Origin of the sequence: Ochrobactrum sp. Marseille-Q0166 (assembly GCF_014397025.1) — a bacterium.
GTDB lineage: Bacteria > Pseudomonadota > Alphaproteobacteria > Rhizobiales > Rhizobiaceae > Brucella.
Genome location: NZ_JACJUO010000002.1, coordinates 725,004 through 746,910, shown reverse-complemented (window position 1 = coordinate 746,910; position 21,907 = coordinate 725,004). Strand labels below are relative to the sequence as shown.

Sequence of the window (21,907 nt, the reverse complement as noted above, 5' to 3'; positions counted from 1 at the left end):
CCGTCTCGACTGCCTTTGGACGACCGATCATAAGATAATTACGCTTTCAAAGCAGTATCTTATAATAGTCCGGCGAGGTACAATATCCAATATTTGAAAACCAGCCTTCCTCCCCTTGGCAGACTGTTCAAACGATGCAAAGCTGTAACACATAACAGCTTGTTGCCAAACAGTGGCCATAACAATTAACATTTGCGAGAGCATTCATTTCATATTTACCAAAAAAGCGTTTTCTAGTGTGAAAACTGAGTCGCCATCTGTGCCTGGAGGCACAAATCGACGGCGCGAAATTCGGACGGACCCATGAAAAGAATTCTGCTAGCTGAAGACGACAATGATATGCGTCGTTTCCTCGTGAAGGCGCTGGAAAAGGCAGGCTATCACGTTACTCATTTTGATAACGGTGCCAGCGCCTATGAGAGGCTGCGTGAGGAGCCATTCTCGCTGCTGCTAACCGATATCGTCATGCCAGAAATGGATGGCATCGAGCTTGCGCGGCGCGCAACCGAAATCGATCCTGACCTGAAGATAATGTTCATTACGGGCTTTGCCGCAGTCGCCCTTAATCCAGATTCGGACGCCCCGCGCGATGCGAAAGTGCTTTCCAAGCCTTTCCACCTGCGCGATCTCGTAAACGAAATTGAAAAAATGCTGATCGCCGCCTAAGGCGACCAGCGGCTTTGCCGGCCTTTAGTAAGGTATTCAACAAAAAGAATAAAAAACTTGGAAAAAGGGCATTGACGGGCGCAACGCTATATGGTGTATGCGCCACATCGAATGGGCGTATAGCTCAGCGGGAGAGCACTACATTGACATTGTAGGGGTCACAGGTTCAATCCCTGTTACGCCCACCATTCGAACTCCTTAAAATTGCGTATTTTGTTTAATATAATCAAATACATAACAACAATATGAGGGTCCTTAAATCCCCTCACCTACGACCCAAAAACGATATTGAAACCATTCAGTAATCCCGTTCCTCGCCCTCACCTTTCACCCCGTCATCAACGCCCAAATCTTCTTTCCAAAGGTGGCAAATAATCCGCCGAGTGATGCGGCTGCGAATGACACAAGCATGATCGCTCCAACGCCACGCTCCCTCCAGCGATTGAAGTCGGCAACTGGTTCCTCGACCTTTTCAAGACGATGGTTCATGCCTTTCATCTGCCTGCTCATTTCCTCAAGCAGACGTTCGGTTTTCTCTTGGCGCTCATATTGCTGCTTCCGGTCTGATCTGGCTTGCTCCTGATCCCTGATGATATGATCAAGCTTGCCCTCGACACGGCCTAATGCCCGCTCCTGCCCTGCATCAGTCATTACCAGCACCCCCGCGACTTCCCGAACGCATTATGCCCTGCAATACCCTGCCCGGCTTTCAAATCATTGGCGGACAGGTAGAGAGCCGTGTCAGGCTTAACGCTTACTGGCTTCCAGCCCGCGCAGTTGGTCGCATTGCTCGCGCACCCCGCCAAGCTCAAGGCAAAGCCTGTAAGCATCCATATTGATAACTTCCTCATCTATATCCGCCCTCTTTTGGATTGCCTTTGCGGTTGCTTCTGCTGCGGCCAATGCTGACCGGTGACGCTCTTTGATGGTTCCAGCGACGTATCCAACCGCCAGACACAAAAAAACCGCCAGAACAGCGGCGGCGACGATCTTCAACCAGTTGGGGATTACGGCCCAGATTGCGCTCATATCGCATCCACCAGCTTTTCAAGCTTGGCCTTGGCCTGTGGCATCGTGAAGATCGCATATGCTGCGATAAGAATGATTGCGGCCACAATGACGAGCTGCACCTTCCAGTCCACAAACGGCATTACAGCAGCACCGCCACCGGTACTGAACCAAGTCCAAAAGCGTGAAGACTTGGACACTGGCTTTTCAACAGCCGGCTCAGGCAACACATCGTTCGGCTTGGCTTCGATGATGGTATCAACGCCATAGCCCTCTGCCAGCAATGCCTTGTCGTACTCACGCGCATAGCCTGCAATCAGATCGGCCTTGTCGGTTCCATTGACGATCCGTCGAGCGCCTTTGAAGTCGGACTTCTGCAGGGTAATGTAATCGGAAAGCTTCTTGCCAGTGAACCAGCCTTCGGCCATGCCAGCGATGATGATGGGCGCGGCATATTCAGGCTTGAGCAACAATTCAGGCTTTGACACAAAGTCCACGCCCAGAACCTTACCAGCCTTTTCGTAGTTCACCTTCCAAGTGATTTGAACATAGCCACGACCGATGTAAGGCCAGTACTTCTTCGATCGAAGATACTTCTCGCCGCCCATTTCGTTGATCGGCTTCATTGTCTTAGCCGTTTCATGGTAAGCAGTCGCAAGCACATACGCCATTTGATTGCGCAATAGTCCGCGTTCTCGACCAACCTCAATCAAGAGACGGGTATCGCCAAGGTTCATATTCACGGTGTTTCCTTTCGGCAAAAGAAAAGGCCCCGCGATTGCAGGGCCTCAGATTATTAGTACTGTCACCCCACCACATTACCCTGCGCCAGCGTGACGGGGATAATGTGTGGCAATAAAAAACCGCCCTTAGGGCGGTGCGACAAGGTGAAATTGTTTGCGGCGGGGTTTAAGCTTCAGGCCACTCAAAAACCGGCAACTCAGCTAAGAATTCCGCAACGTTGGGCTGATCGCGTTCGCCATTCTGCACTTTGTCCAATTCCGCCAGTGCATAGAGCCAAACCGCGTCACGCCACGCGACAAAGGCCTTAGCTTCGGCAGACCATTCGGGAATTGTCGAGTTGACGTAACTTGCCAAGGTCGCGCCGCTGTCATACTGGCGTTCACTCGCTTTCTCATCTATCAGTTGCTGGATAACAATCCGAAAGCCAGTGATAGCCGAGCTGACCGCATCAGCCTGCTTCATTTCCGCAGTGATAAGAAGGGCTTTATTAATCGGCATTTTGGACCTCAGCAGCTAAGCCTTCCGGCAATGCAATTGCGCCGTCCTGATCCACGATTAGAGGTGCAGGGAAAGCAACCGAATGCGGCGGGTTAGGATTAGTATAAGGAAGGCGGATGGTGATATTTACCTTGCCATCCACGCGCTTAACTCCGCCGATGATAAATTCATTGTCGATAGCCTCAGCTGGATATTCGCCGCCTTCAGGTAAATCGGAGAAATCGAGAGCGTCCCCGTTGACCGTTAGAACATCACCGTTCTTTGACAGGGTGATACTGCCATCTGACATCGCGGGAGAGAAATGAATGATCATGCGAACCACCTTCCTATCGCAAAAGAATAAAGCCCTGATACAGCAGCGTTGTTCATGCTAAATAAGTAAAAAACGACGCTTGTAGTGCCACCACCGAAACCCGGAACAACGAACGGAAATGCACTGCCAGCTGCTCCGGGGACGGCACCGTTGTTAAGGGCCAAAAGACCCGGTTGGGCGATAAAGGAAGCAGGGTAAGCCCAATTTACCGCATCCGACCTAAATCCGCCGCCTGTTTGCCCTGTTATCATCGCATAAGCAGTTGAATTTACGCGCCAGCAAATTTGAGTTCCGTCTGCAAATCTCACAAACGTACCGTTGGCGTTTGTACCTGACTGCACAATACCGCCAGTAGGAACGCCGCCCGATTGTGAAACCGTTCCAACAATGGGCCGACTAGCTACCGCTCCCGAACCCGTCATGACAGGAATATTCCCGTTGGTTCCGGTTAGAGCCAAAAGAGCGCGGCCTAGTTCCGTCAGATCAAAAGTCCCAGCTGTTCCGGCACCAGTGAAATAAATTCCTTTGTTGGCGGCACCTGTCAGACCTGCGATGGATTGAAGATTGCCGTTGCCAAGAAGCTCAATCATTGTGGTCGTCTGCGCGGTCACACGAGCGCCGTCTGGGAGATAACGAGCACGGTATGGTGCATTCGTCAGTGTTGTTCCTGTCCACGGTGCTGTTAACGTCAGTGACGTGTCGCTGTTCACACTAGCGATGACCGCAGTCAGGTTCTGGATTTGAAGTGTGTCACCAGACTTGAAAGCTGCGAGTTGAAACGCCGTCCCTGACCCGGTCACATTTGTTGAGCCATTGGCGAGTGTAATGGTGCCACTGACATAATCAGGCAATACAGCCATGAGTTACCTCCCCGCGTATTCATGCGGTGCGAATGATTGGATTTTGATGATTAGCGGTTCCAGATCAGGGCTTTCAAAGCGCCCGATGCGTTAATGCTGCCGGTTCCTGTGCCATTCCATACAAACATTAGTCTGTAGACATTTTGACCAACCACGGCAGAGCTATCGATAGCCATTGAGTTTCCGTTAAAGGACTGCCCCCCATTTCCATACTGTTGAGTGAATGAACGAAGCACAGTGTTTGTGGTTAGGTTTTCCAGTCTGATCGTAACGGTATTGCTACCGCCAGTCGTCGTGAAGGAAGTGGTAAATTGACAATCTATGAGAGCTGTATTTCCCTGGCCACTTGTCGTGTTCAATGTGACGAAAGCACCGGCAGCTGAGGCGGAACCAGAATTGGAATAGGAACGCGTGACGGCGTTGAAGTCGAGGTTGCTCGTTCCGACGATCAGATTATTGACAACAGCCGTACCAATCTGCGCCCACGTGATTTCAACATTCTGGATTTTTGCCCAATCCATAACAAAGGCATCGCCATACATGATGCCATTTTGAATGACGAACGGCCTGAAATACTCATCACCGTTTGAGAACACCAGTTGAGCGGCGATCATCGCGATACGAGCGCCTGATGCATTGGCATCAAGAAACAACCCTGCACTTTTCCAGTCGCCGACCGTTCCGCCTTCAACCTGCATACCAATACGAGAATTCCAGCCAGTCGGAGCGACAGAACTTGCCATTCGGAAAGTAGCATTCGCGCTGACGGCGTTAACGCGGGTTGTTAAAGTGCCGATCAAGTTCGACTGCGCGCTAACATCTCCCTCGATATCTTCGACACGATCTTGAAGTAAGACGACCGTACTTGCATCTGCTTTAGTGCCAACTGCTGCATTCGTCTGTGTCAACTGCTGAGAAAGTGACGATATAGAACCTTCGTTTTCACTAACTCGACTGGTAACAGCATTAAGAGCTGAAGCTGATGCCTTGCTGTCTATTTCAGCTTTCTGTTGCGTCAGTTGCTGAACTATGACGCTATTTGGGCCAGTTGCGACCAGAATTTCCTCTTCCCACTGCGCCTTTGCATCAGCGAATGTGCTTGTAAGCTGGCGGCTGAGACGCTGAATATCCGAATAATTGGCATTGTGGTTATCAGACGTTCTTGTCGCCAGTTCTTCCGCCTGACGGATGATTTCGCGCATCTGTGGACCAATCCATCCCAGATAGCCTTTGAGGTCTTCAGCAAGCCCCTTATAATCAATCGGGTTCTGTTCACTTTGTGCATTTAAAGTGTGGAAAGGCTTAGGTGTGGACCATGCAACGTTGCGACCGTTATCAACACGAAGTCGGGTGCGAACAAACCAATCCGTGAGCGATGTCAGCCCTTCAACAAGGATGACGTTAGTAACATCCCAGGTAACAAACGGCTTAAACACCTGCGTCGGGTCATTGGCTGGCCAATACTCGATATCGACACCAACAACGGAAATGTCATCAATCGTGTCCCAAAGGAGCCGCGCACCGGGTAACTGGCCACCGCCGTCTGCCTTGACAAGGATCGGGATAACGTCGAAGTTCTGGACCTCAGCAAGATACTGAGGCGGAGGAACAACCACGATATTCGGAGGGTTGGTTTCATACGCAGTCGGATCGAATACGCCGTTGCTGATCTGCTGCAACGCAATTGAGATATCACGCGCACCATCCGTATTAACTCCGCCGAGCTGGCGCGTGAGAACCTGAAACGTCCTGTCGCCATACTTCGCACTGTTCCAACGAAGCCACCGCCCTTCCTTGATCATATCAAGAAACTTAGGATGAACGGTGATTTCGGCGGATGCCTGATAGCGAGCGCCCCGAATTGCAATATCTGCCAGACGGTCAACCTGCTTAGGATCGGTGACAGCACCATACGGGATAGCACTGGCAAGCGTCTCGCGGTCTTCTGCTAAAGCGCCTGTGTCGATGCGGGTCGCGGCGTCTTTCGTTTCATAGAAATCATCTGCCGAGATATAAGACGCAGCGACGGTGTTAATCAGTTCAGACCGCTTGCGCTTGGTACTCACCCGAAGCGGAGCACCCTTCTTGATATCATCATCGGTTATTGTGGCGACAATAGCCTGTGGCGCACCGGCAATCGGAAATTCTCCATCAACACGCTCAACCCACGATCCGCACATTGCCTCAAGAATAGGCGTGAGGTTCGCATCGTGGTTTGCACCTGGGCCATCCTTCACAATTGCGCTTGAGCGATAGCGCTTTGTGTTGTCAATCATCAACTCATCGCAAATGTTTGCGGCTTGCGTATATTCAGCGAGTGGAAGCCTGCTTGCACGGACTGCTTTACCAACCATACGTTGAGCGCCGTTGAAGAAGCCACGTTCCAGATTGTAGAGTTGCACGGCGGGATTATCGCTGTATTCCCATGTGTTTTGATTATCCCAACGATGAGGCCCAGATCCACCGACTGTGCTGTCCTTACGCCAATCATAAAGAGGAGCGCCAACGACCTCAAAGAGGAGTTTTGCCGGAGATGTTAGGCCATCACCGTTTTTGCGCAATTCAGAGAACACAATCGCATAAGCAACGCCTGCGCCACGGTGGTTTGCGGTCCAGCGGCCAGCGGGACGCGCACGATTGATCAGTGTCGCATCGGCCTGCTGATCCATAGTTCCGTAGTAGAATTTGACGCGTACGTTGTCATGGTCATCGCCACTCGTGCCCTCGTTCGGAACCAGCCAATAACCATCAGCATCTTGCTCAGCCAGCACGCGCCATGCGCCGTTGTATCGAACACGCGGAACGGCTGTGATACGAAAGCTCGCAAGAGCAAACACGTCTTGGATAAGCCGGCCACCAGAGCCATAACTATTCCGGTAGATATGATGCCCTTCAATGCCGCACGTACCGAGAATGACCGAGCGCGGAATGTTTGCGCCATATTGCGTTTCCAGCTCAGATGCACGGCTCTGGGTCTTGGGTGGGAAAAGCGCGTTGACCGCATATTTCAGCGCAATGCCGAAAGCCGTTTGTGCAATACCGGCCAAAATTGGGCTTGCTGCGGCCCATGCCGCAACGCTCGAAACAATTCCGCCTATAGCGGTAAAGATTGGCGCTAGAAATGGCATTGATTAGCCTCATTTTGGCACAACAAAAAAAGCCCAGAGAACCGGGCTTCTAAGCGTGCAAATTGTCGGTCCTGCTATTAGCCAATCTTGTAGGCTTGTTCGATTTCCGTCACAGGAAAGAATGCCAGGCCAATAGGCTGTTTGACTGCAAAGCCAGATCCGCAAATGAACCCAGCAACGTATTCACCGTTGATTTTCATCACACCAACGTCTCCACGACGCGCCGAGAGGCGATTAACACGCTCAAGACCAAGATAGGTCTCGAACACATCTTTGACGTTCTCACAGCCATGCTGTCGCATCTTGCGCGCTGCCCCGACTTCAGTCTGATACTTCCCACGAAACTTTGAGAGTGGATCGATGCTGGTCACAGCTTTTATTGCATCGGCAGCACACATCAGGCAGTCAGATACACCCCATTCTGGAGGAGTGTGGATGTGCAGGGTGGCCACATCCTCCAGCGCCCTGTCCCACTGAGCGACCCTATCCAAACTTAATTTTGAAGAATTCATTTTTAATCCTTGCAGCATATTCAAAGAACATATCACCAGGCGAAACAAGCTGTTGATCCTCATGGGATGCGTAGCGATACCCCTCTCGGAAGTTATCAATCGCTCCTGTCTCGATATGCCCTTCCAGCCAAATATCATCTCCCTCTTCCCGATGATCAATGACGTCCATGTAACCATAGAACGTCTGTTCGGCGTGTAAGAACGCATTGTTGTCAGGATCAAAATAGAAGTCGTAAAATGTGACAGGTCGATTTTTGTAATCTTCCTGCTCGATCAAGCCGAGCTTGTCAGGCGTCAATCCAAAATCAGACTTTGCCGGAAGCTTCATTGTTATTGGCTGGGCGGCTGTACCAAGCGCGTAGGTTGGCTCTTCGACGTCAATAAGTGTATTCCCGTTATAGGTCAGGCCACCATATTCGACGCTGCCCTTACCAGAAAAAAAGCCATAGGTTCCGGTACCAAACTCAAACTTGACGGCAGAAGCAATCTTACCTCTGCCCTCGTTTAAGAGTTGCTGTAGACGGGTTGGGAAAGCCATGAAGCCTCCGAATTGTAGGAAAGTGTAATCGACTATTGGTTGAGACTCGGTTTTGATGCCACCCGTTAACAACGGGAGTTTGGGAATGATTGATACTAAAGCCTCACCTAATGGCGATGTTCAAATCCATATCGACGGTAAAACTGAAACTATTCAATCTGCTACAGTAGCAGCATTCATCTCACGAGTTCTCTGGCAGACGTCTGAACAGGCTGCGCAAAGTGGCAATGTAGTTCCCGAAGGCGGCGCCGTGCTATATCCAACCGGCGCTGCTGTGGAATTTGATCGTGAAAGCGGTGAACCACGCCTTCAGTTAACGTTTGGCAAAGCACTTTTTTCGATTGCAATGCCTGCCGGGGAAATGGCTAATATAGCCGAAACCGTCACGCGGATGCTTGCGAAGAAACCTGCCTAACAAAAGCAGCGTAATCATCTTCGCGTGGGTCGAAAAGCGGTGCATTTTTCATCGCAGATCGCAAAAAAGCAACTGGCGGAGATAACTCCGCCTTTTCTTTCTTTTCCATATTTATCTCCATTATTATGAGCCCAAAGCTCTTCACACATTGACCTTTCATCCGGGGTCATTACCGGCGAACATACAACTGTTGTGATTGGTTTTTTTGCATTCGGCCTTCAGCATCGAAATAACTGCTGGGTCTCTCAGGTCAAGTGAAGCACTCACTTCGGCACCTCGATAAGCTGGAACTTCACTGTCGGCATGACCCCTTCTCCAACCTCAGTTGAACCAGGAACGACGCGAGTATTTATCTTTGCGTCTTTGAGACGAACCGTTGAACCGATTGTTATGTACGATGGCAGAAACGGCTCAACCACAACTTGAAGCAAAGTACTTGATGCGGTTGCGTCAGCGATGATGCGTGTAAAAAAGTTATACTCCCCATTTGAAAACCCAATTAGATCGCCAGACTTCATTTTAAGCCCGACCACAACCGGGCTAATTGTTAAAATACTACCATTGATCACTGTGAGCATTGGGTTCCCCGTTATCGCAGCGTTATTGGGATCTGACCAATACGCCAAGGGAACAGACTGTCTGCCAAGCACTGTATATACTACGGTTTCCAGTCCGTTCTTTGCCTGCGCTAGCCAACCTTCAAAGGCAGCTAGTTGCTCATCATAAAGTGGTTGTGTTTCAATATTAACCGTCCACCACTCGTCACCATTTTGGATCATTGAGATTGCGCGATTTCCATAACGAGACATGGAAACCGGCTTATTTAGGCGTGGTCGACCAGCTTGGTAGCCTAAGTTAGTTGGGAGGTAGATACTCACTTTGCCATCCCTCTCATGCTAACCTGTCTCAAATTTGAAGCAGTGCGAACTGCGCCACCCTTTTCGTACTGTTGCATGCCCTGCTTAAAGGTTTGCTGCGAAACGTCCTTGATGATTGGCGCAATGTTTCCATCTGACCCTTTTGCCCAGCCAATTGTTACGTGAACGCCCTGCCCGCGCTCATTTGCAGAGCTGCTTGGACCTGACAGGGTGACGGGTATTGATCTGCCGTCTGGAAGAGGCACTGCCGCTTCCGGCCCTGCCTCACCAAAAATCGCCGGACGGTCAGAAATGCCACCTTTTGCAAACAGGCCTATACCTCCGCTGGATGGCGCTGCAGGGAAAAAGTTCATCCCAAAACCGCTACCGCCAGTTATGCCAAGGAGGTTCCCAAAAAGAGAATTTATGGCCTGATCCAAAGCCATGCTAATGAGTTTATCGGCCAATTGAGACAAAGCATTCACAAGGGCCTCAAGCGCTGACTTCCCTTGCAGAAGGTCTGATACAAATGTCCCGGCAAAATCCCGAACAGCATCTTTAGCAATGCCGATCTGTTCAGTGGTCCGAACGAAGGTCGCGTAGGCTTGACCGCCTGCGCTGTCCATCTCGATGCCGGCTTGTTTCAAGTCGGCTGCAATGCGCTGATCAATAGGCGATCGGAACATCTGCTGCCGCTCGAATGCGGCATCTTCCATCAGCTGATATTCGGCTACTTTCCTTGCCAGTTCGCCGTACTTGTCCGCCAATGCGTCAAGCTGGGCGATCTGTTCAGGCTTAAGCTTCAGCCCCTTCTTTTCAGCCTCTTGCAAGGCTTCAAGCTTCATTCTCAGGACATCGGCTTCAATCGCATTCTTGCCGACCAGTTGAGCCTCAAGCTCCATCTGGGCGACACGGTCTTTTGCAGTCCGGAGAAGATCATCCCACGCCTTTTTGAGACGTTTTGCAGCCTTATCGTTGTCGTTTGAGGCTACGTTCAGGCGGGTGAGTTTGTCGTTTAAGTCAACAACATCACCTGTCGGCATCTCAAAAGACGCCATTCCGTCCTTGAACAACTGGAAAGAGTTAGCGAAGGCGTCAGAAGCATATTTCCCTGCCGTCTCCCCCATAACTGCATATTGCATTCCAAGCGCTTCCGCCGTCCCCGCATCAATACCGAACAAACGAAGCATGCCCTTAACCACGCCATCGGTTGACGTGTAGAGCTTTTGCATCAGACCGTACCAAAGACTTTCCATGTAAAGCGTCAGTCCACGGAAGCCCTCTTTTACGCCTTCCCATAGCGTGTTCAGGCGACCGCCGAGCACTTCAAAAGCCGCTCCCCATGAACCTGTCGCCTCACGAGCCTTGACAAGCATGTAGACCATTTGTCCAAGAGCTACGACGAACGCACCAACCAATGTTTTTAAAAGCGCTCCGCGAAGCAGTTCAACCGCTCCAGTCAAACCATTAGTTGCTAAGAATGCTGCGGCCATAGATGCAACAAACACTCCTCCGTAAACGGCAGCAGCAGTTCCCCCGACTATGGCTATCTGCTCCATATTGTCGGCAACAAATATCAAACCCGCCGCAAAACTTTCTGATACGGTTCCAGCTTGATCGTAAATACCAATAACTTGAAGCAACGAGTTGCCAATCAATGTGAACCCATCAGCAATCGTTGCTGGCATGCTTGCCGCTTTTTGCTCCAAGTCGAGCATCGCTTTCAGAAGGGTGTCTACAAGAACATCGCCGGTCAGTTTTCCTTCTGCACCAAGCTTGCGTAACCCGCCTTGCGTTGTATTGAACCTTGCAGCTAGTAGCTCTGCGACAACACCGCCGCGTTCGATTACCGTGTTCAGGTCCTGTCCGCTAAGCTTCCCCGATGCCATGGCTTTCGCAAGTGCATCTTGAACCTGTGCTGCACGTTCTCCCTTAGCGCCAGAGACAACAAACGCATTGTTCAAAGCCGAGGTGTAATCGAGCACCTGTTGTGTTGAATAGCCAAGTTCTCGCATGGTAGATGCGTTGGCGAGATAGCCTTCAGCTGTCTGCGATAGACTGGAATATGTATTACGTGCGATTTCCGAAAGACGGTCCATCACCGCCCCGCCCTTTTCCACTGATCCAGCGGCTAGGTTAACGCGTGAAGAAATATCGGAGAAAGCATCAGCTGTATCCATCAGCAACTTGACAGATAATCCACCAAACAAAGCACCCGCTGCGGTCTTGAGTAACCCAATTTCAGCGGTTGCTCCTCTTGATGCTTTGCCTATACCTTCTATTGCTCGCTCGACTTTCGGGCCACGTTCTGCGAGTTGGTCCAAGGCAGCAACAGCCCCCTGCACATCGGCGTAGGAGACTTTGATGCCTAGTGTTGCGAGATCATCCATGGCTTTGCCTTTCATAGAGACGTGAGCTATCTTCCCGCCGCTATCTTTGTGCGGAGGGTTGAATGAAGGTGCTCGCGGGTGACTGGAAAGAGGGGATCAACGTTTTAGTTGGCCCCAAAGGAGTTGTTTTTCAGAAAGGCATATTCAGTAATGAACGTGTGCCACTCTCTGAGATCGCTAACTTCGATATGGTCACAGAAGAAAACAAAGCTTCCATATTAGGAAAAGTCGGCTGGGGCGCAGCTGGCGCTATCGTACTTGGTCCTCTCGGCCTTCTTGCCGGCGTTCTGGGCGGCGGCAACAAGAAAGATCGAGTTATGGCGGTTCGCTTCAAAGACGGTCGAAAAGCTCTGATAAAGGGCGGTCCAAAAGACGTTGAAGCGTTTACTAAGTATACATTTGCATAACAGGATCACACGATGATCAAGAAAACGATTGGCATATTCCTCTTACTTGCCACTTCCGCTTGCCAGACCCCGCCTCCGAGCAATACCGCAAGCTCCAACAACAAACCGCAGGACTTCTATCAAATCGTTTCTGCTACCTCGTCAAAGTGGACTTATGCCTGCTATAAGGGAGGAAGCGATGCGTTCGGCGAGAACAAGAAGTCACCGTACTGCATCGTTTCTGTAGACAATCTAGGCAAAACTCTGATCGGTAACAGTTACACCATCAAGCTATCCGACATAGTTAGATACTCCGGCGGAAAGCCAAAAATAATACGCCCTACAGCTGACAGCCCTTGCGAAAACTCCCCGCGGAGAATTGCGGTAGATGGGCAGCGTATCGATAGCATGTCGGACGAAACACAGATCGATAGAATGAAGGCCGGTACGCTATATACACGGGAAGAACAGGCAAGCTGGCCATATTGTGGGGTAGCCCCTCATGCAGCCTATCTATCTGGTTTCTCAGAGGTATACGATGCCATGGTTGCTGATTTTAGGTCAGGTAAATTCCGATGATATCGGCTACCGGACCTGTGTTTGGTCAATCATCTACCAAGACGGCACAAAGGAAGAATTCAAATGAACCGCTTCCTCGCTGAAACACTATCAGTCCTGAACATTTCCATTGCGTTCGTCATCGTCGCTTGTGGCGTTTACCTAGGCTATTCAAATCCGTATGGCGGCGTTTTGAGCCTGATTATAGGAACCGCACTTGGCGTACTGGTTGCCGCTCTCGCCTGCGGATTAATCGCATACCTCGCATTGATTGAAGGGCATCTTGCGAAGATTGCAGGCGAAACGCGAAACGACGGTTTCGCAAACCCTACACGACGAGAACCAAGCTTATGAAAAAGGGCGCCTAGCGCCCTTCTTCAATTCGTTACGCCATAAATATAGCATTAGACTAAAAGCGGCATTGCCCCTATCGACTCTTCTCAGTCTTTTTGCTTATCTACCCTCGGGGAATTTGAGGGGCGAGAATGAGCAAGTTTGCTTTTACTTTTGCATGTCTAATACTAGCTGGCTGCGGAACCTATACGACACCCGCTGCCGTCAAGCTTGATGACGGCACAGCTTTAATGGGAACTACGACCGCCGCCGTATCTGGCGGACATTTCCAATTGGCGACTGCCGACAAATCCCTGTCATGCAGCGGCAATTACGACGCCCTTGATTTGAAGCCGACCATATCCATTCCTGTAACGTGTAGCGATGGGCGCTATGGAACGGCAGTGGTCACGCGAAATCCTGACGGGCTTGGGGGCCGAGGATACGTTACAACTTCGGACGGCAAGCATGGTGTGGTGGCATTCGGTAATAATGCTGGAGATATACTAATCCAACAACCATCCTACGCTTTCAATTCTCCATCCACGCTATCGGCATCTGCATACGACACCTCCTCGCCAAGTTATTCAACCAGAACTTATACTGGCAATTGCCCTACTCCCGACAGCTTAGATGCTGCGGGGCGCAGATGTGGTGCCAGAAGCGCAGCGTCTCGCTCTGGAGGCTACGATGGCTACAGCGGGTGGGCTCCAACGTATCGGCGCGGCTATAGTTCGTTCGGAGGGTCCACATACGTTCGCGGACACTACCGCAAGAATGGATCATACGTTCGCCCACATTACAGAAGCTCACGTAGACGCTGAAGCACCTTGCGCGAATAAGTCAGCGATGATCATGGCATCAAAGGCGGCTTCGGCCCCACTACTTGTCCTAGACGCCCCAGCACGACTCGGATTGTTTTGCCGGGTTAACAACGGGGGTGGCAACATTGCTTGATCGAAAAATACAGCTGGGAATTCTAAACAAACTGTCTGAAACATACCCATCCGATATCAGCCCCGAAGTTCTCTTCAGATCTTTTGGCGAAGCAGAAGTCGCCTATAATCTGGCTTATTTAGATGACCACGGTCTGACGAGATCGAACTAGACAGCGTTAATCAACCGTCCAACCACTCCGATCATGACGAACATCACAGCGAAGGGCCTTGATTTCCTCCAAGACGATGGAGGACTTTCTGCAATTCTTGGCGTCGTCACCGTCAAGCTGCATGAAGACACAATCAAAGAGTTGCTGATCAAGAAGGTAGAGCAATCGTCGGCTGAACCGACCGTAAAGAAAAAGCTCATCGATCAGATCAAGTCGTTACCAGCTGAGATGACGAAAGTGGCAACAGTGGAAGGCTTGAAAGCTGGGATCGATAGTTTGCCGGATGTAATTCAGTGGCTTCATAAATCGCTCGGCCTTTCATGAAAGCTAAGAACCGCATTCTGGCGAACCCGATACAAACCCCTGACGCTGCTATTTCAATGTAAAATTCTTCATGCTTAGGAGCGTGTTTCGGCGCCATGGCGACCCGCAACGATGATTGGTCCACTTCGACTAAATCAATCCAAAGTTCTTCGATGACTGCCAACTGGCGTGGGATTGCCACTATATTCTCCTACTTCCCAAACATGGCCCCGAATATTTCCGGGGTCATGACGTGGCCTTCAACGACGGGCTGAGGCTCAGGCTCTCCAGCCTTTTGCCGTTCAGCTTTCTCCCGCACCGCAATGATCACAGCCTTATCAATGTCCCGCAGCACCCGATATTCCCAAGGATAGATCGCCAGACCCATCATGTCGGAATAGTTCTTCATGTCTGACCATGAAATCGGGGATACTGCGAAGCCTGACGCATGCCGACCGTCTGACAGGTCCATGTACCAACGCCAGAGATACTGAAACGCGGAAGGCAGTTCGGGCAGGTCTTCGATATCGGCACCCGGCCTTGTGAATGCAGCTTCCGCGAATGCTATTAGCTCTCCGGCGATTTCGGCAAAAAATTGGAACGATCCGCGATGAAGGTTTCGACCTGTTCACGTAGCCAACTGTATTCACCGTTCGAATAGAGCTTACGGGCTTCATCCGCCGAGTATTCGAGTGGCTTTTTCGCCCAATAGAGATTTTTCCACCCGACAGTGAGGGAGACAAGCTGGTCAAGTGCTTCGCGCTCGATGTCTTCGACACGCATCTTCTTCTTGCCAGCGTTCATCCGCGCATTGAGAAGCTTACGAGCGTGATTCTTGTATATCTCGCTGTCCTGACCGTGCAGAAGGATGACAAACGGGCCATCTTTGCCCTTAAGCACTTCGCCGGTCGCTGGATGACGGATTTCACATTCCATTGCATCCAGATTGATTTTGATCTCCGATAGATCGAACATGATAGCCTTTCCCACAAAAGAAAAGCGGAGCCGAAGCCCCGCTGCTGATTTGGTTACTGATCCCGACTGTTACGGGAGAGTGACGACGTTCGAATTGACTTCGATAGTCATCTGACTGAGGTCAACCGTGTTTGCCTGACCGCCCTGTCGCTGATTGGTCATAGCAAGACCAACGAATGCATTCTTGACACCTGATGACCATTCGATCTTGAACGCATAGTTCTTGTTCGTTGCTGCCGCTGCAATGAAGGCAGTCTGACCAGCATCACCGGGGATAACCGCGAAGTTGTTCTGCATGGAACCGGCGTTCTTGGTTCCCTTCTGCTTCACGTCGCGACCACGGTTAATGAGTGCTGTAGTGATAACGGCAGCGTTGTCACCGATCTGACCGCAGGTTTCCCAACCGTCGATTTCAACCCAGTCTTCAGGATCGATTGATGCGAAGTCCGCTGGAACGAAGTCAGTTGCCTGATCATCCTTCTGCGGACCAATGAAAATCTTACTATCTGCAACTGCAAAGAGTGCCATGGTTAGCCTCGTTTTCTGTTAGTCAAAAATCCGCCAGCCTATGGAAACTGGCACTTGCACCCTGTCAGCCGAGATGGAGATCGCTCCGATTTCCGGCCTTCGCGGGATTTCAATCCGCTTCCCACTGACAGGGATTGTCGTGCCGGATTTGAAATATTCGATAAGGCTTCCCGCGTGAGCCATCATGACAGGCTCTGCCACGGTCTTCGCATTCACTGGATAGACGAAGTTAGCCTGCAAGATGCCTTGGAGCTGATGGATGCCGCCATTGTTGATCGTCAGCCGCGCCGGTGTGTTCCGAAGCAATGTGATCCTGATGTAAGGCGACTGTCCCGGCTCGAACTTTTGGAGTGGGTAGACGATTGTCTGTCCACCTGGCGGCGTCCACTGGCTTAGATGGGTGTAAAGAGCCCGCATGACATTTGCGTCGATATCTGGCGTTGTCATGCTGCGTTTGCCTTCTGTGCTTTCTCGCTGGCCGTCTGGCCCTTCCAACTGCTTCGTGTCTGCGCTGCTGCCTTAGCGACGTGTTGGGGCCAGTTCTGCCATGCAAGGCGAACCATTCCTGCCCCATCCTGATAGTAATAGCGGCCCAGACTGTCCTCACCGTCGAAGCCGTATTCAATGCGCATCGCGTAGACGGCACCAAAGCCAAGATAGATGGTGTCAGTCGCCTTGGCTGAACCAATGGCGCCAAGACCTAGCCCGGCATCGCCAACGCTAATAGGTCCAGATATAGACGCTGAAAACGATCCTCTGAGGTATCCGGTATCGACCGGCGTTCTCTCAAGAATGTCTTCAGCCAAGAAATGAACGGCTGTCTGAAACACGACTTGCTGTCGGCGCTTAGTCCGCTCCACCCAAGCGAGAAGTTCAGATGAAAAGCTCACGCTGCCCTCGCCATGTAATTAAGCCGCACCGAGAACGTGCAACGACAACCAACCGTTTGACTTGCGCCAGCCCCTAGTGAGCTGTCGCATGGGTGCATCATCTGTGAGCCGTCTGGCATGGTGAAAGGCGTATCCAAGCCTGTTATCTCCATGCCGTTCATTGCTGCATGCTGATCACGCGTCCGGTTGTCCCGTGTGGCGATCCATTTTTTAGTCGCTTCGTTCGGGTCCATGCCGGTTTCATCAGCCATCTGTGCATATGAAGACCGCTTGCCACTGTTCAAAGCTTCTGTTGTCTCGGTTCGGGCGACCATTTCAGCGCGAGACCGTAAGAGCCTGTCCGAATAGCGGTTGAGTATCTTCTCGATTTGCTCCTGTGCGAGCGATTGCTTCCCGCTTATGGCTTTATCTACTGCGCGGTCGAAACGCCTGTCCCTGCGCGTCCTTGTGAGAAAGCGACGTAGTGCTGCGGCGTCTCCGCTCTCAAGTTCGGCTCTGGCGCGATCTACCCAATCAACCTGATTGCTTGCGAGAGTTAGCAAGCCGCCTTCCCGCTTGCCTGTGGCTGGGTTAATCACGCCCATCAATCGAGATGCCGTCCGGCGTGGGTTGCGCCCCTCTGCCAGCCCTTGAGTAAGCACACCCCGCGCCACGCCTTCCATTTCAGAGGTCATTCCCTGAATGCGCCCTGTTATCTGGCTCTGTAGACGGCGTTCAACGACCGGGTGACGCACATCAAAGCGGAATGCGATTTTGGCGCCTGATGGTCCTCTAATGATCGGCATATCTGATACGGCAGAACGTCCAGCCGCTTCGAATGCTTCCGTGACAGATACATCGAACGGACGGAATGCAGCCGAACTGATGTTCAGCGCTCGCATGGCGGCTTCGATGTCATTCGCAATCAACGCCCGCACGACTGCCTGATAATCAGCGCCATCGGTCACGTTATCCATTGCCTGACAGAATGCATCCCGAAGCTTTGGCTCGTATGTTTCCGTCAGATCATGAAACTTGCGGGTCAGTGATCGAGACGGGCGACGTGCCATGGCTAAACCTTCCCAGCTACCGCGTGATAGACCGGCACACCAGCCGGGCTGAGTGTGTTCGACCCAAGGAGAGTGAATACCTCCCCGGCGAACTCCAGAACGTCTGTAGGCCCCGGAATGATGCTCTCAGGGCCGTCATCACTGATCCGCGTCATCTGCACCGACATGTAGCCGAAGCGCATTTTCTGCATGACGAGGTTTTCATCGATCTGAATACCGAAGTTGTCTGTCTTCGATGAAGATGCAGGCAGGCGAGCAAACCGGACTGAATACTTGGCTTCAAACGGCGGCGCCGGTTCCCAATCTGTCCCGCCTTGACCTGGCATCGCACGGATAAGCGTTGCTTCCGCCCCGAACTTATCAATGAGCCTTAGAGCGGTCTGGGCTGATTTCGTGTAGTTGAAGCCTGCCATGTCATCCAACCGATCTGATGAAGACGCATGAGGCGTTCAGATCACGCAGGTAAGGCGCAAGCATCCCATCCACCGTTGAAATCAGCGGCGTGAGCGATACAGCACCATCGGCCTGCGGCCCCGCGTACTGAACTTCGAGTTCCCCAACCTTCTCACGAGTTACCGTGCCCGAGACTGACCCGACGACACTTAGGCTGCCGGGGTTTGTTGCATCCTCATACGCTGCGATGAAAGAGGCGTAGATGACCGCCTGCGGCACGACATCGGTCGGTATAGCTGTACCCCGCAAAGATGCACCAATGCGCGGCCACGCCCGTTCCTGATCGAATGTGGCTATGCGACCGATAAACCGATCCCCATACACCGCATCGATATACTGACTTCCACGCTGGCGAAGGACGGCGGGAGACGGCGCGTCAGTTGGCAGCGTATAGCCATTATCGAGCAGCCATTGTGTGAACTGTTCGTCCGTTCCGTATCCCGCCATGTTCTTATTCCGCCAGTTTAGCGTCAATCAGTTCCTGAAGCTTTTCATCGGTGATGTTTCGGGCATACTCAATGCCAAGATCATCGGCCTGTTTCTTCAGTTCTTCACGATTGGTGATTTCGGTCTTGCCTGCGCCATCACCTTCGATGACTTCATAACGGCCTTCCCAACCCTTCGGCTCAGACTTGAGCGTCAGTTCGGTGCCAACAGCAATTTCGCCCTGAGCACCATAAATGCCGGGTTTCGTGATTTTCACACGCATGATTTGATCCTTTCCGGATGAGAGCGCCCCGCACGATGGCGGGGCAACTTCATCAGTTGACAACAGTGCTGTAGAACACGCCTGACTTGCCGTTGTAGTCCGCACGGATTTCAAGGCCCATCGCGCCCATGACCAAGAACTGGTAGTTGTCGGTCGGGTTGAGACGAACCTTTGCCGTGGTGTTCACAGCCATGCCGATTAGCGGACGGATATAGTCAGCGTTCGGCACGAAGCCGAAGAACTGGTTGCCGGTCAGTTCATACGTGACCGCGATCTTGTTGATGCGGCGGTTCGTGAGCAGGTAGGAAAGCAGTGTGCCGCCCTTGAAGCCTGTCGAGCCCGAATAAGACTTGTCCAGGTTGCGACCGATTTCCGGCGAGACGTACAGATTGACCTCGCCGGTTATCAGATTGGCGTCCAGCATCGCGCCGAGTGTCTGAGTGATGAGGTTATCGATTTCATCACTGCCAGCCGTGGTCAGATCGATATTCGCACCGCCAGCAGCCGAACCGAGGTTGATTGCCTTGGAGTATGGCGACGTGCGGATGCCGTAACCCGAATAACCCTGCACGGTAATCGAAGCATCGCCGTCAAGCGCATAGAGCGCCATATCGCGACGGATTTTTGCGGTGTGTGCTTCCTGATCGTCCGACAGAGCGTCGAAGTTTTCAGACTGCAGGGTATTCCACTCACGCCATTCACGGCCATAAGCGGTCGAGAAAATAGGCACAGGCGAACCGCGATAGTCATAAACTACCTTGTCGAGCGGGACAGGAACCTGACCGGAGAGCGAGCGAACGACCGTACCAGCATCAGACGACACACGGTTGAGGTGGACAAGCTTGCCGATGTTCACCGGCTTAGCCAACGGCATCAGATCAGCCATATAGACCTGACCTTCATCGTTGCGCATTACGCGGCGGGTGATGCCGTCGAGTTCAAGCCATGCATCACGCGGCAGGATAGCTGCCTGATTACGCACTGCTGCAAGCTGATCTTCGGAGTTGTGGAACCATTCACGGTCCGCCGATACCTCATCCCACCATCCGGCGTGAATACGCGACGTGTTGAGGAGCTGTGAAGAAAAATAGCGCATGTGGTGTTGCTCCCTTACGCTGCTGCCAGATGGCCCTTAGCCGCACGGACACGTACGAGCTGATCAGAGCCAGAGGTATTGTTGAATGCTTCTTCCGCAATCGCGATGATGCGGCTGTCAGCGGCGGCCACGATAAAGCGCCCTGTGGCGTTCGTGGTGAGCTTGGCGCCCTTGGCGATGTTCTGACCAGTTGGTACACGGACGTTGAAGAACTGCTCATCGAGCATTTCCATACCGATCATGCGATCACCTGCGGCCCAAGCATCATCTACGCCCTTGAGCGTGAGATAGTTGTCCTGAGCGATCAGAACTTTTTCATTGGTCGAAGCGCCTGCGATGGCAAAGCCGCCCGTACCGTTGAACACGACAGCAAGGCCTGGAAGCGTTGCAGCGGCTGCAATACCCTCCTGAACCTGTGGCGTGGCCTCAGTGAATGGGCCAGCGAAAATCTTGTTGTAACGGGCCATGGGTTTATTCTCCTTCCGGAACCTTGAAGCCTGGCTTTTCAGCAGATGGCTTGAACTGGCTGTTGAGCGGAGCGGCCTTGCCCGGTTCTGCCTTTGGGGCGAGTTCCTTCAGAGCATCCAGTGATAGGCTGTTTGCAACGGCTTCGGTCAGGAGGTTGGCTTTAACCACCTTCTCAACCAGACCGGCCTTTTCTGCCTGTTCCTGTGCTTGCTGATTGGCGACCAGTGCGGCTTGCGCATCGACCAGTGGCTTGACCGCATTAGCGACCGCATCACCGATAGTTGCTCCGATATTCGAGAAGCCTTCCGAGAGGGTATCAACCTTCGCGGAAAGTGCGTCGAACTGTTCTTTCGAAACAGTCATCTGTTTTTCCTTTCTGTTTGCAGATGGTTCCCGCTCGGAAATGCCGATGGCCTCCAATATCGCGGTCTTAAATCGCTCAAGTACCGACGCTTTCTCACGTCGCTCCAAGGCTCGGGCGAGATGTTCAACCGCCCAATCCATTTCCCGGTCAGCATCTTCGATGATCGAGTTGATAACCTCGACCTCTTCCTGCTCACCCTTGGCATTCACGAGCATCCCGACACCTTGTTCAGGGGTAGCGGCACCGGGCTCATCCAAGAGGATGGCGTCATGATCAAACTCAAGGGACCGGGCGATGTGTTTGTAATCAACGTCGCCATTTGCGGCATCCAGCATGGCGAGCAAGCCGGTTGATGTGTGGATAGGACCACCTTTCACAATCGCTTCCAGCACCCGCTTTCCGCCTTCTGAGCGGTTGGCGGTTTCAACGTCGATCACCTTGTCGAGAAACACGCGGCCATTCTCGCGACGCACATTCTCATTCCATGCGCCGATCCACCCGAGATTGATCCCTTCCGGGTCTCTGGCAGATACGAACTTGCCGTTAATGGTCGGGTGGCCGAGTGGCGCCGGTGTGCGTTCAAGCCCTGCAAAGCTCTTTTCGATCTCGTCTGCCGGATACATGATGCTGTTCATCACAACGTTGTCAGGCAGAGTTGCAGATGGCACGATCACAACGTCTCGACCATTCCTCTTCTCGTGTCTAATCGCACCGGCGTTAGCCAGTGATCGGATATTCACCCGAACTGTTTTCATTGA

General features: G+C 52.0%; 30 protein-coding genes and 1 tRNA gene. 7 read left to right on the top strand and 24 right to left on the bottom strand.

What is annotated here, in order from left to right:
• Positions 1 to 303: 303 nt before the first annotated feature.
• Both H5024_RS14720 and H5024_RS14715 read left to right on the top strand, forming a co-directional pair.
• The gene (locus H5024_RS14720) at positions 304 to 666 is read left to right on the top strand and encodes a response regulator (protein WP_007877205.1); all 363 of its coding nucleotides are present in this window, start codon (positions 304 to 306) and stop codon (positions 664 to 666) included.
• A 113-nt stretch (positions 667 to 779) separates the two neighbouring features.
• Positions 780 to 854, top strand: a tRNA-Val gene (locus tag H5024_RS14715).
• 139 nt (positions 855 to 993) lie between these two features.
• On the opposite strand, the gene H5024_RS14710 is transcribed toward H5024_RS14715, so the two are convergent.
• The 9 genes from H5024_RS14710 to H5024_RS14670 all read right to left on the bottom strand — a co-directional run bounded on the left by H5024_RS14710 (position 994) and on the right by H5024_RS14670 (position 8,267).
• On the bottom strand, positions 994 to 1,317 hold the full coding sequence (locus H5024_RS14710; protein WP_187547914.1) for a DUF1515 family protein: 324 nt from the start codon (positions 1,315 to 1,317) through the stop codon (positions 994 to 996).
• 96 nt (positions 1,318 to 1,413) lie between these two features.
• Positions 1,414 to 1,695, bottom strand: coding sequence for a hypothetical protein (locus H5024_RS14705; RefSeq protein WP_187548703.1), 282 nt, complete (start codon positions 1,693 to 1,695; stop codon positions 1,414 to 1,416).
• A complete protein-coding gene (locus H5024_RS14700) occupies positions 1,692 to 2,411 on the bottom strand; it encodes a glycoside hydrolase family 19 protein (RefSeq protein WP_187548637.1) in 720 nt (239 codons plus the stop codon). The genes H5024_RS14705 and H5024_RS14700 overlap by 4 nt, the downstream gene beginning before the upstream one ends.
• A 172-nt stretch (positions 2,412 to 2,583) precedes the next feature.
• Positions 2,584 to 2,916, bottom strand: a complete 333-nt coding sequence (locus H5024_RS14695) for a hypothetical protein (protein WP_210309702.1) — start codon at positions 2,914 to 2,916, stop codon at positions 2,584 to 2,586.
• A complete protein-coding gene (locus tag H5024_RS14690) occupies positions 2,906 to 3,229 on the bottom strand; it encodes a hypothetical protein (RefSeq protein ID WP_187547913.1) in 324 nt (107 codons plus the stop codon). The genes H5024_RS14695 and H5024_RS14690 overlap by 11 nt, the downstream gene beginning before the upstream one ends.
• Positions 3,226 to 4,089, bottom strand: coding sequence for a hypothetical protein (locus tag H5024_RS14685; RefSeq protein WP_187547912.1), 864 nt, complete (start codon positions 4,087 to 4,089; stop codon positions 3,226 to 3,228). Before H5024_RS14685 ends, H5024_RS14690 begins: the two co-directional genes overlap by 4 nt.
• Before the next feature lie 50 nt (positions 4,090 to 4,139).
• Positions 4,140 to 7,217 (bottom strand): hypothetical protein, encoded by a 3,078-nt coding sequence (locus tag H5024_RS14680; protein WP_187547911.1) that lies wholly within the window; start codon positions 7,215 to 7,217, stop codon positions 4,140 to 4,142.
• Positions 7,218 to 7,294: 77 nt separating this feature from the next.
• Positions 7,295 to 7,729, bottom strand: coding sequence for a hypothetical protein (locus H5024_RS14675; RefSeq protein ID WP_187547910.1), 435 nt, complete (start codon positions 7,727 to 7,729; stop codon positions 7,295 to 7,297).
• On the bottom strand, positions 7,701 to 8,267 hold the full coding sequence (locus H5024_RS14670) for a hypothetical protein (protein ID WP_187547909.1): 567 nt from the start codon (positions 8,265 to 8,267) through the stop codon (positions 7,701 to 7,703). The genes H5024_RS14675 and H5024_RS14670 overlap by 29 nt, the downstream gene beginning before the upstream one ends.
• Before the next feature lie 85 nt (positions 8,268 to 8,352).
• On the opposite strand from H5024_RS14670, the gene H5024_RS14665 reads away from it, so the two are divergent.
• The gene (locus H5024_RS14665) at positions 8,353 to 8,682 is read left to right on the top strand and encodes a hypothetical protein (RefSeq protein ID WP_187547908.1); all 330 of its coding nucleotides are present in this window, start codon (positions 8,353 to 8,355) and stop codon (positions 8,680 to 8,682) included.
• On the opposite strand, the gene H5024_RS14660 is transcribed toward H5024_RS14665, so the two are convergent.
• From H5024_RS14660 to H5024_RS14650, 3 genes are all read right to left on the bottom strand, one after another.
• On the bottom strand, positions 8,651 to 8,791 hold the full coding sequence (locus tag H5024_RS14660; protein WP_187547907.1) for a hypothetical protein: 141 nt from the start codon (positions 8,789 to 8,791) through the stop codon (positions 8,651 to 8,653). The two genes, H5024_RS14665 and H5024_RS14660, sit on opposite strands and share 32 nt — an antisense overlap.
• A 154-nt stretch (positions 8,792 to 8,945) precedes the next feature.
• A complete protein-coding gene (locus H5024_RS14655; protein WP_187547906.1) occupies positions 8,946 to 9,560 on the bottom strand; it encodes a hypothetical protein in 615 nt (204 codons plus the stop codon).
• A complete protein-coding gene (locus H5024_RS14650; protein WP_187547905.1) occupies positions 9,557 to 11,929 on the bottom strand; it encodes a tape measure protein in 2,373 nt (790 codons plus the stop codon). Before H5024_RS14650 ends, H5024_RS14655 begins: the two co-directional genes overlap by 4 nt.
• 62 nt (positions 11,930 to 11,991) lie before the next feature.
• Here H5024_RS14650 and H5024_RS14645 point away from each other — a divergent pair, with 62 nt between their 5' ends.
• The 4 genes from H5024_RS14645 to H5024_RS14630 all read left to right on the top strand — a co-directional run bounded on the left by H5024_RS14645 (position 11,992) and on the right by H5024_RS14630 (position 14,638).
• Positions 11,992 to 12,336: a hypothetical protein gene (locus H5024_RS14645; RefSeq protein ID WP_187547904.1), complete on the top strand. Its 345-nt coding sequence runs from the start codon at positions 11,992 to 11,994 to the stop codon at positions 12,334 to 12,336.
• Between the two features lie 12 nt (positions 12,337 to 12,348).
• A complete protein-coding gene (locus H5024_RS14640; protein WP_187547903.1) occupies positions 12,349 to 12,894 on the top strand; it encodes a hypothetical protein in 546 nt (181 codons plus the stop codon).
• Positions 12,895 to 12,957: 63 nt separating this feature from the next.
• The gene (locus H5024_RS14635; protein ID WP_187547902.1) at positions 12,958 to 13,227 is read left to right on the top strand and encodes a hypothetical protein; all 270 of its coding nucleotides are present in this window, start codon (positions 12,958 to 12,960) and stop codon (positions 13,225 to 13,227) included.
• Between the two features lie 1,120 nt (positions 13,228 to 14,347).
• Complete coding sequence (locus tag H5024_RS14630; RefSeq protein WP_187547901.1) at positions 14,348 to 14,638, top strand: hypothetical protein; 291 nt, start codon at positions 14,348 to 14,350, stop codon at positions 14,636 to 14,638.
• Positions 14,639 to 14,828: 190 nt separating this feature from the next.
• Here the strand turns inward: H5024_RS14630 and H5024_RS14625 are convergent, their stop codons facing one another.
• The 12 genes from H5024_RS14625 to H5024_RS14570 form a co-directional block, all read right to left on the bottom strand.
• Positions 14,829 to 15,089, bottom strand: a complete 261-nt coding sequence (locus H5024_RS14625; protein WP_187547900.1) for a hypothetical protein — start codon at positions 15,087 to 15,089, stop codon at positions 14,829 to 14,831.
• A gap of 95 nt (positions 15,090 to 15,184) precedes the next feature.
• Positions 15,185 to 15,592 (bottom strand): hypothetical protein, encoded by a 408-nt coding sequence (locus tag H5024_RS14620; RefSeq protein WP_187547899.1) that lies wholly within the window; start codon positions 15,590 to 15,592, stop codon positions 15,185 to 15,187.
• Between the two features lie 69 nt (positions 15,593 to 15,661).
• A complete protein-coding gene (locus tag H5024_RS14615) occupies positions 15,662 to 16,120 on the bottom strand; it encodes a hypothetical protein (RefSeq protein ID WP_187547898.1) in 459 nt (152 codons plus the stop codon).
• A gap of 18 nt (positions 16,121 to 16,138) precedes the next feature.
• Positions 16,139 to 16,567, bottom strand: a complete 429-nt coding sequence (locus tag H5024_RS14610) for a phage tail terminator-like protein (RefSeq protein ID WP_187547897.1) — start codon at positions 16,565 to 16,567, stop codon at positions 16,139 to 16,141.
• A complete protein-coding gene (locus H5024_RS14605; protein ID WP_187547896.1) occupies positions 16,564 to 17,010 on the bottom strand; it encodes an HK97 gp10 family phage protein in 447 nt (148 codons plus the stop codon). The genes H5024_RS14610 and H5024_RS14605 overlap by 4 nt, the downstream gene beginning before the upstream one ends.
• Complete coding sequence (locus H5024_RS14600; RefSeq protein ID WP_187547895.1) at positions 17,007 to 18,059, bottom strand: phage minor head protein; 1,053 nt, start codon at positions 18,057 to 18,059, stop codon at positions 17,007 to 17,009. The genes H5024_RS14605 and H5024_RS14600 overlap by 4 nt, the downstream gene beginning before the upstream one ends.
• 2 nt (positions 18,060 to 18,061) lie before the next feature.
• The gene (locus H5024_RS14595) at positions 18,062 to 18,472 is read right to left on the bottom strand and encodes a hypothetical protein (RefSeq protein WP_187547894.1); all 411 of its coding nucleotides are present in this window, start codon (positions 18,470 to 18,472) and stop codon (positions 18,062 to 18,064) included.
• A 1-nt stretch (position 18,473) separates the two neighbouring features.
• Positions 18,474 to 18,959: a DnaT-like ssDNA-binding protein gene (locus H5024_RS14590; protein ID WP_187547893.1), complete on the bottom strand. Its 486-nt coding sequence runs from the start codon at positions 18,957 to 18,959 to the stop codon at positions 18,474 to 18,476.
• Between the two features lie 4 nt (positions 18,960 to 18,963).
• On the bottom strand, positions 18,964 to 19,221 hold the full coding sequence (locus tag H5024_RS14585) for a hypothetical protein (RefSeq protein WP_187548702.1): 258 nt from the start codon (positions 19,219 to 19,221) through the stop codon (positions 18,964 to 18,966).
• 52 nt (positions 19,222 to 19,273) lie between these two features.
• Positions 19,274 to 20,317, bottom strand: a complete 1,044-nt coding sequence (locus H5024_RS14580; protein WP_187547892.1) for a major capsid protein — start codon at positions 20,315 to 20,317, stop codon at positions 19,274 to 19,276.
• A 14-nt stretch (positions 20,318 to 20,331) separates the two neighbouring features.
• Positions 20,332 to 20,784 carry a hypothetical protein gene (locus H5024_RS14575; RefSeq protein WP_187547891.1) on the bottom strand — a complete coding sequence of 151 codons (453 nt, stop codon included), beginning with the start codon at positions 20,782 to 20,784 and terminating at the stop codon, positions 20,332 to 20,334.
• A 4-nt stretch (positions 20,785 to 20,788) separates the two neighbouring features.
• Positions 20,789 to 21,904 carry a hypothetical protein gene (locus H5024_RS14570; protein WP_187547890.1) on the bottom strand — a complete coding sequence of 372 codons (1,116 nt, stop codon included), beginning with the start codon at positions 21,902 to 21,904 and terminating at the stop codon, positions 20,789 to 20,791.
• Between the last annotated feature and the right edge of the window lie 3 nt (positions 21,905 to 21,907).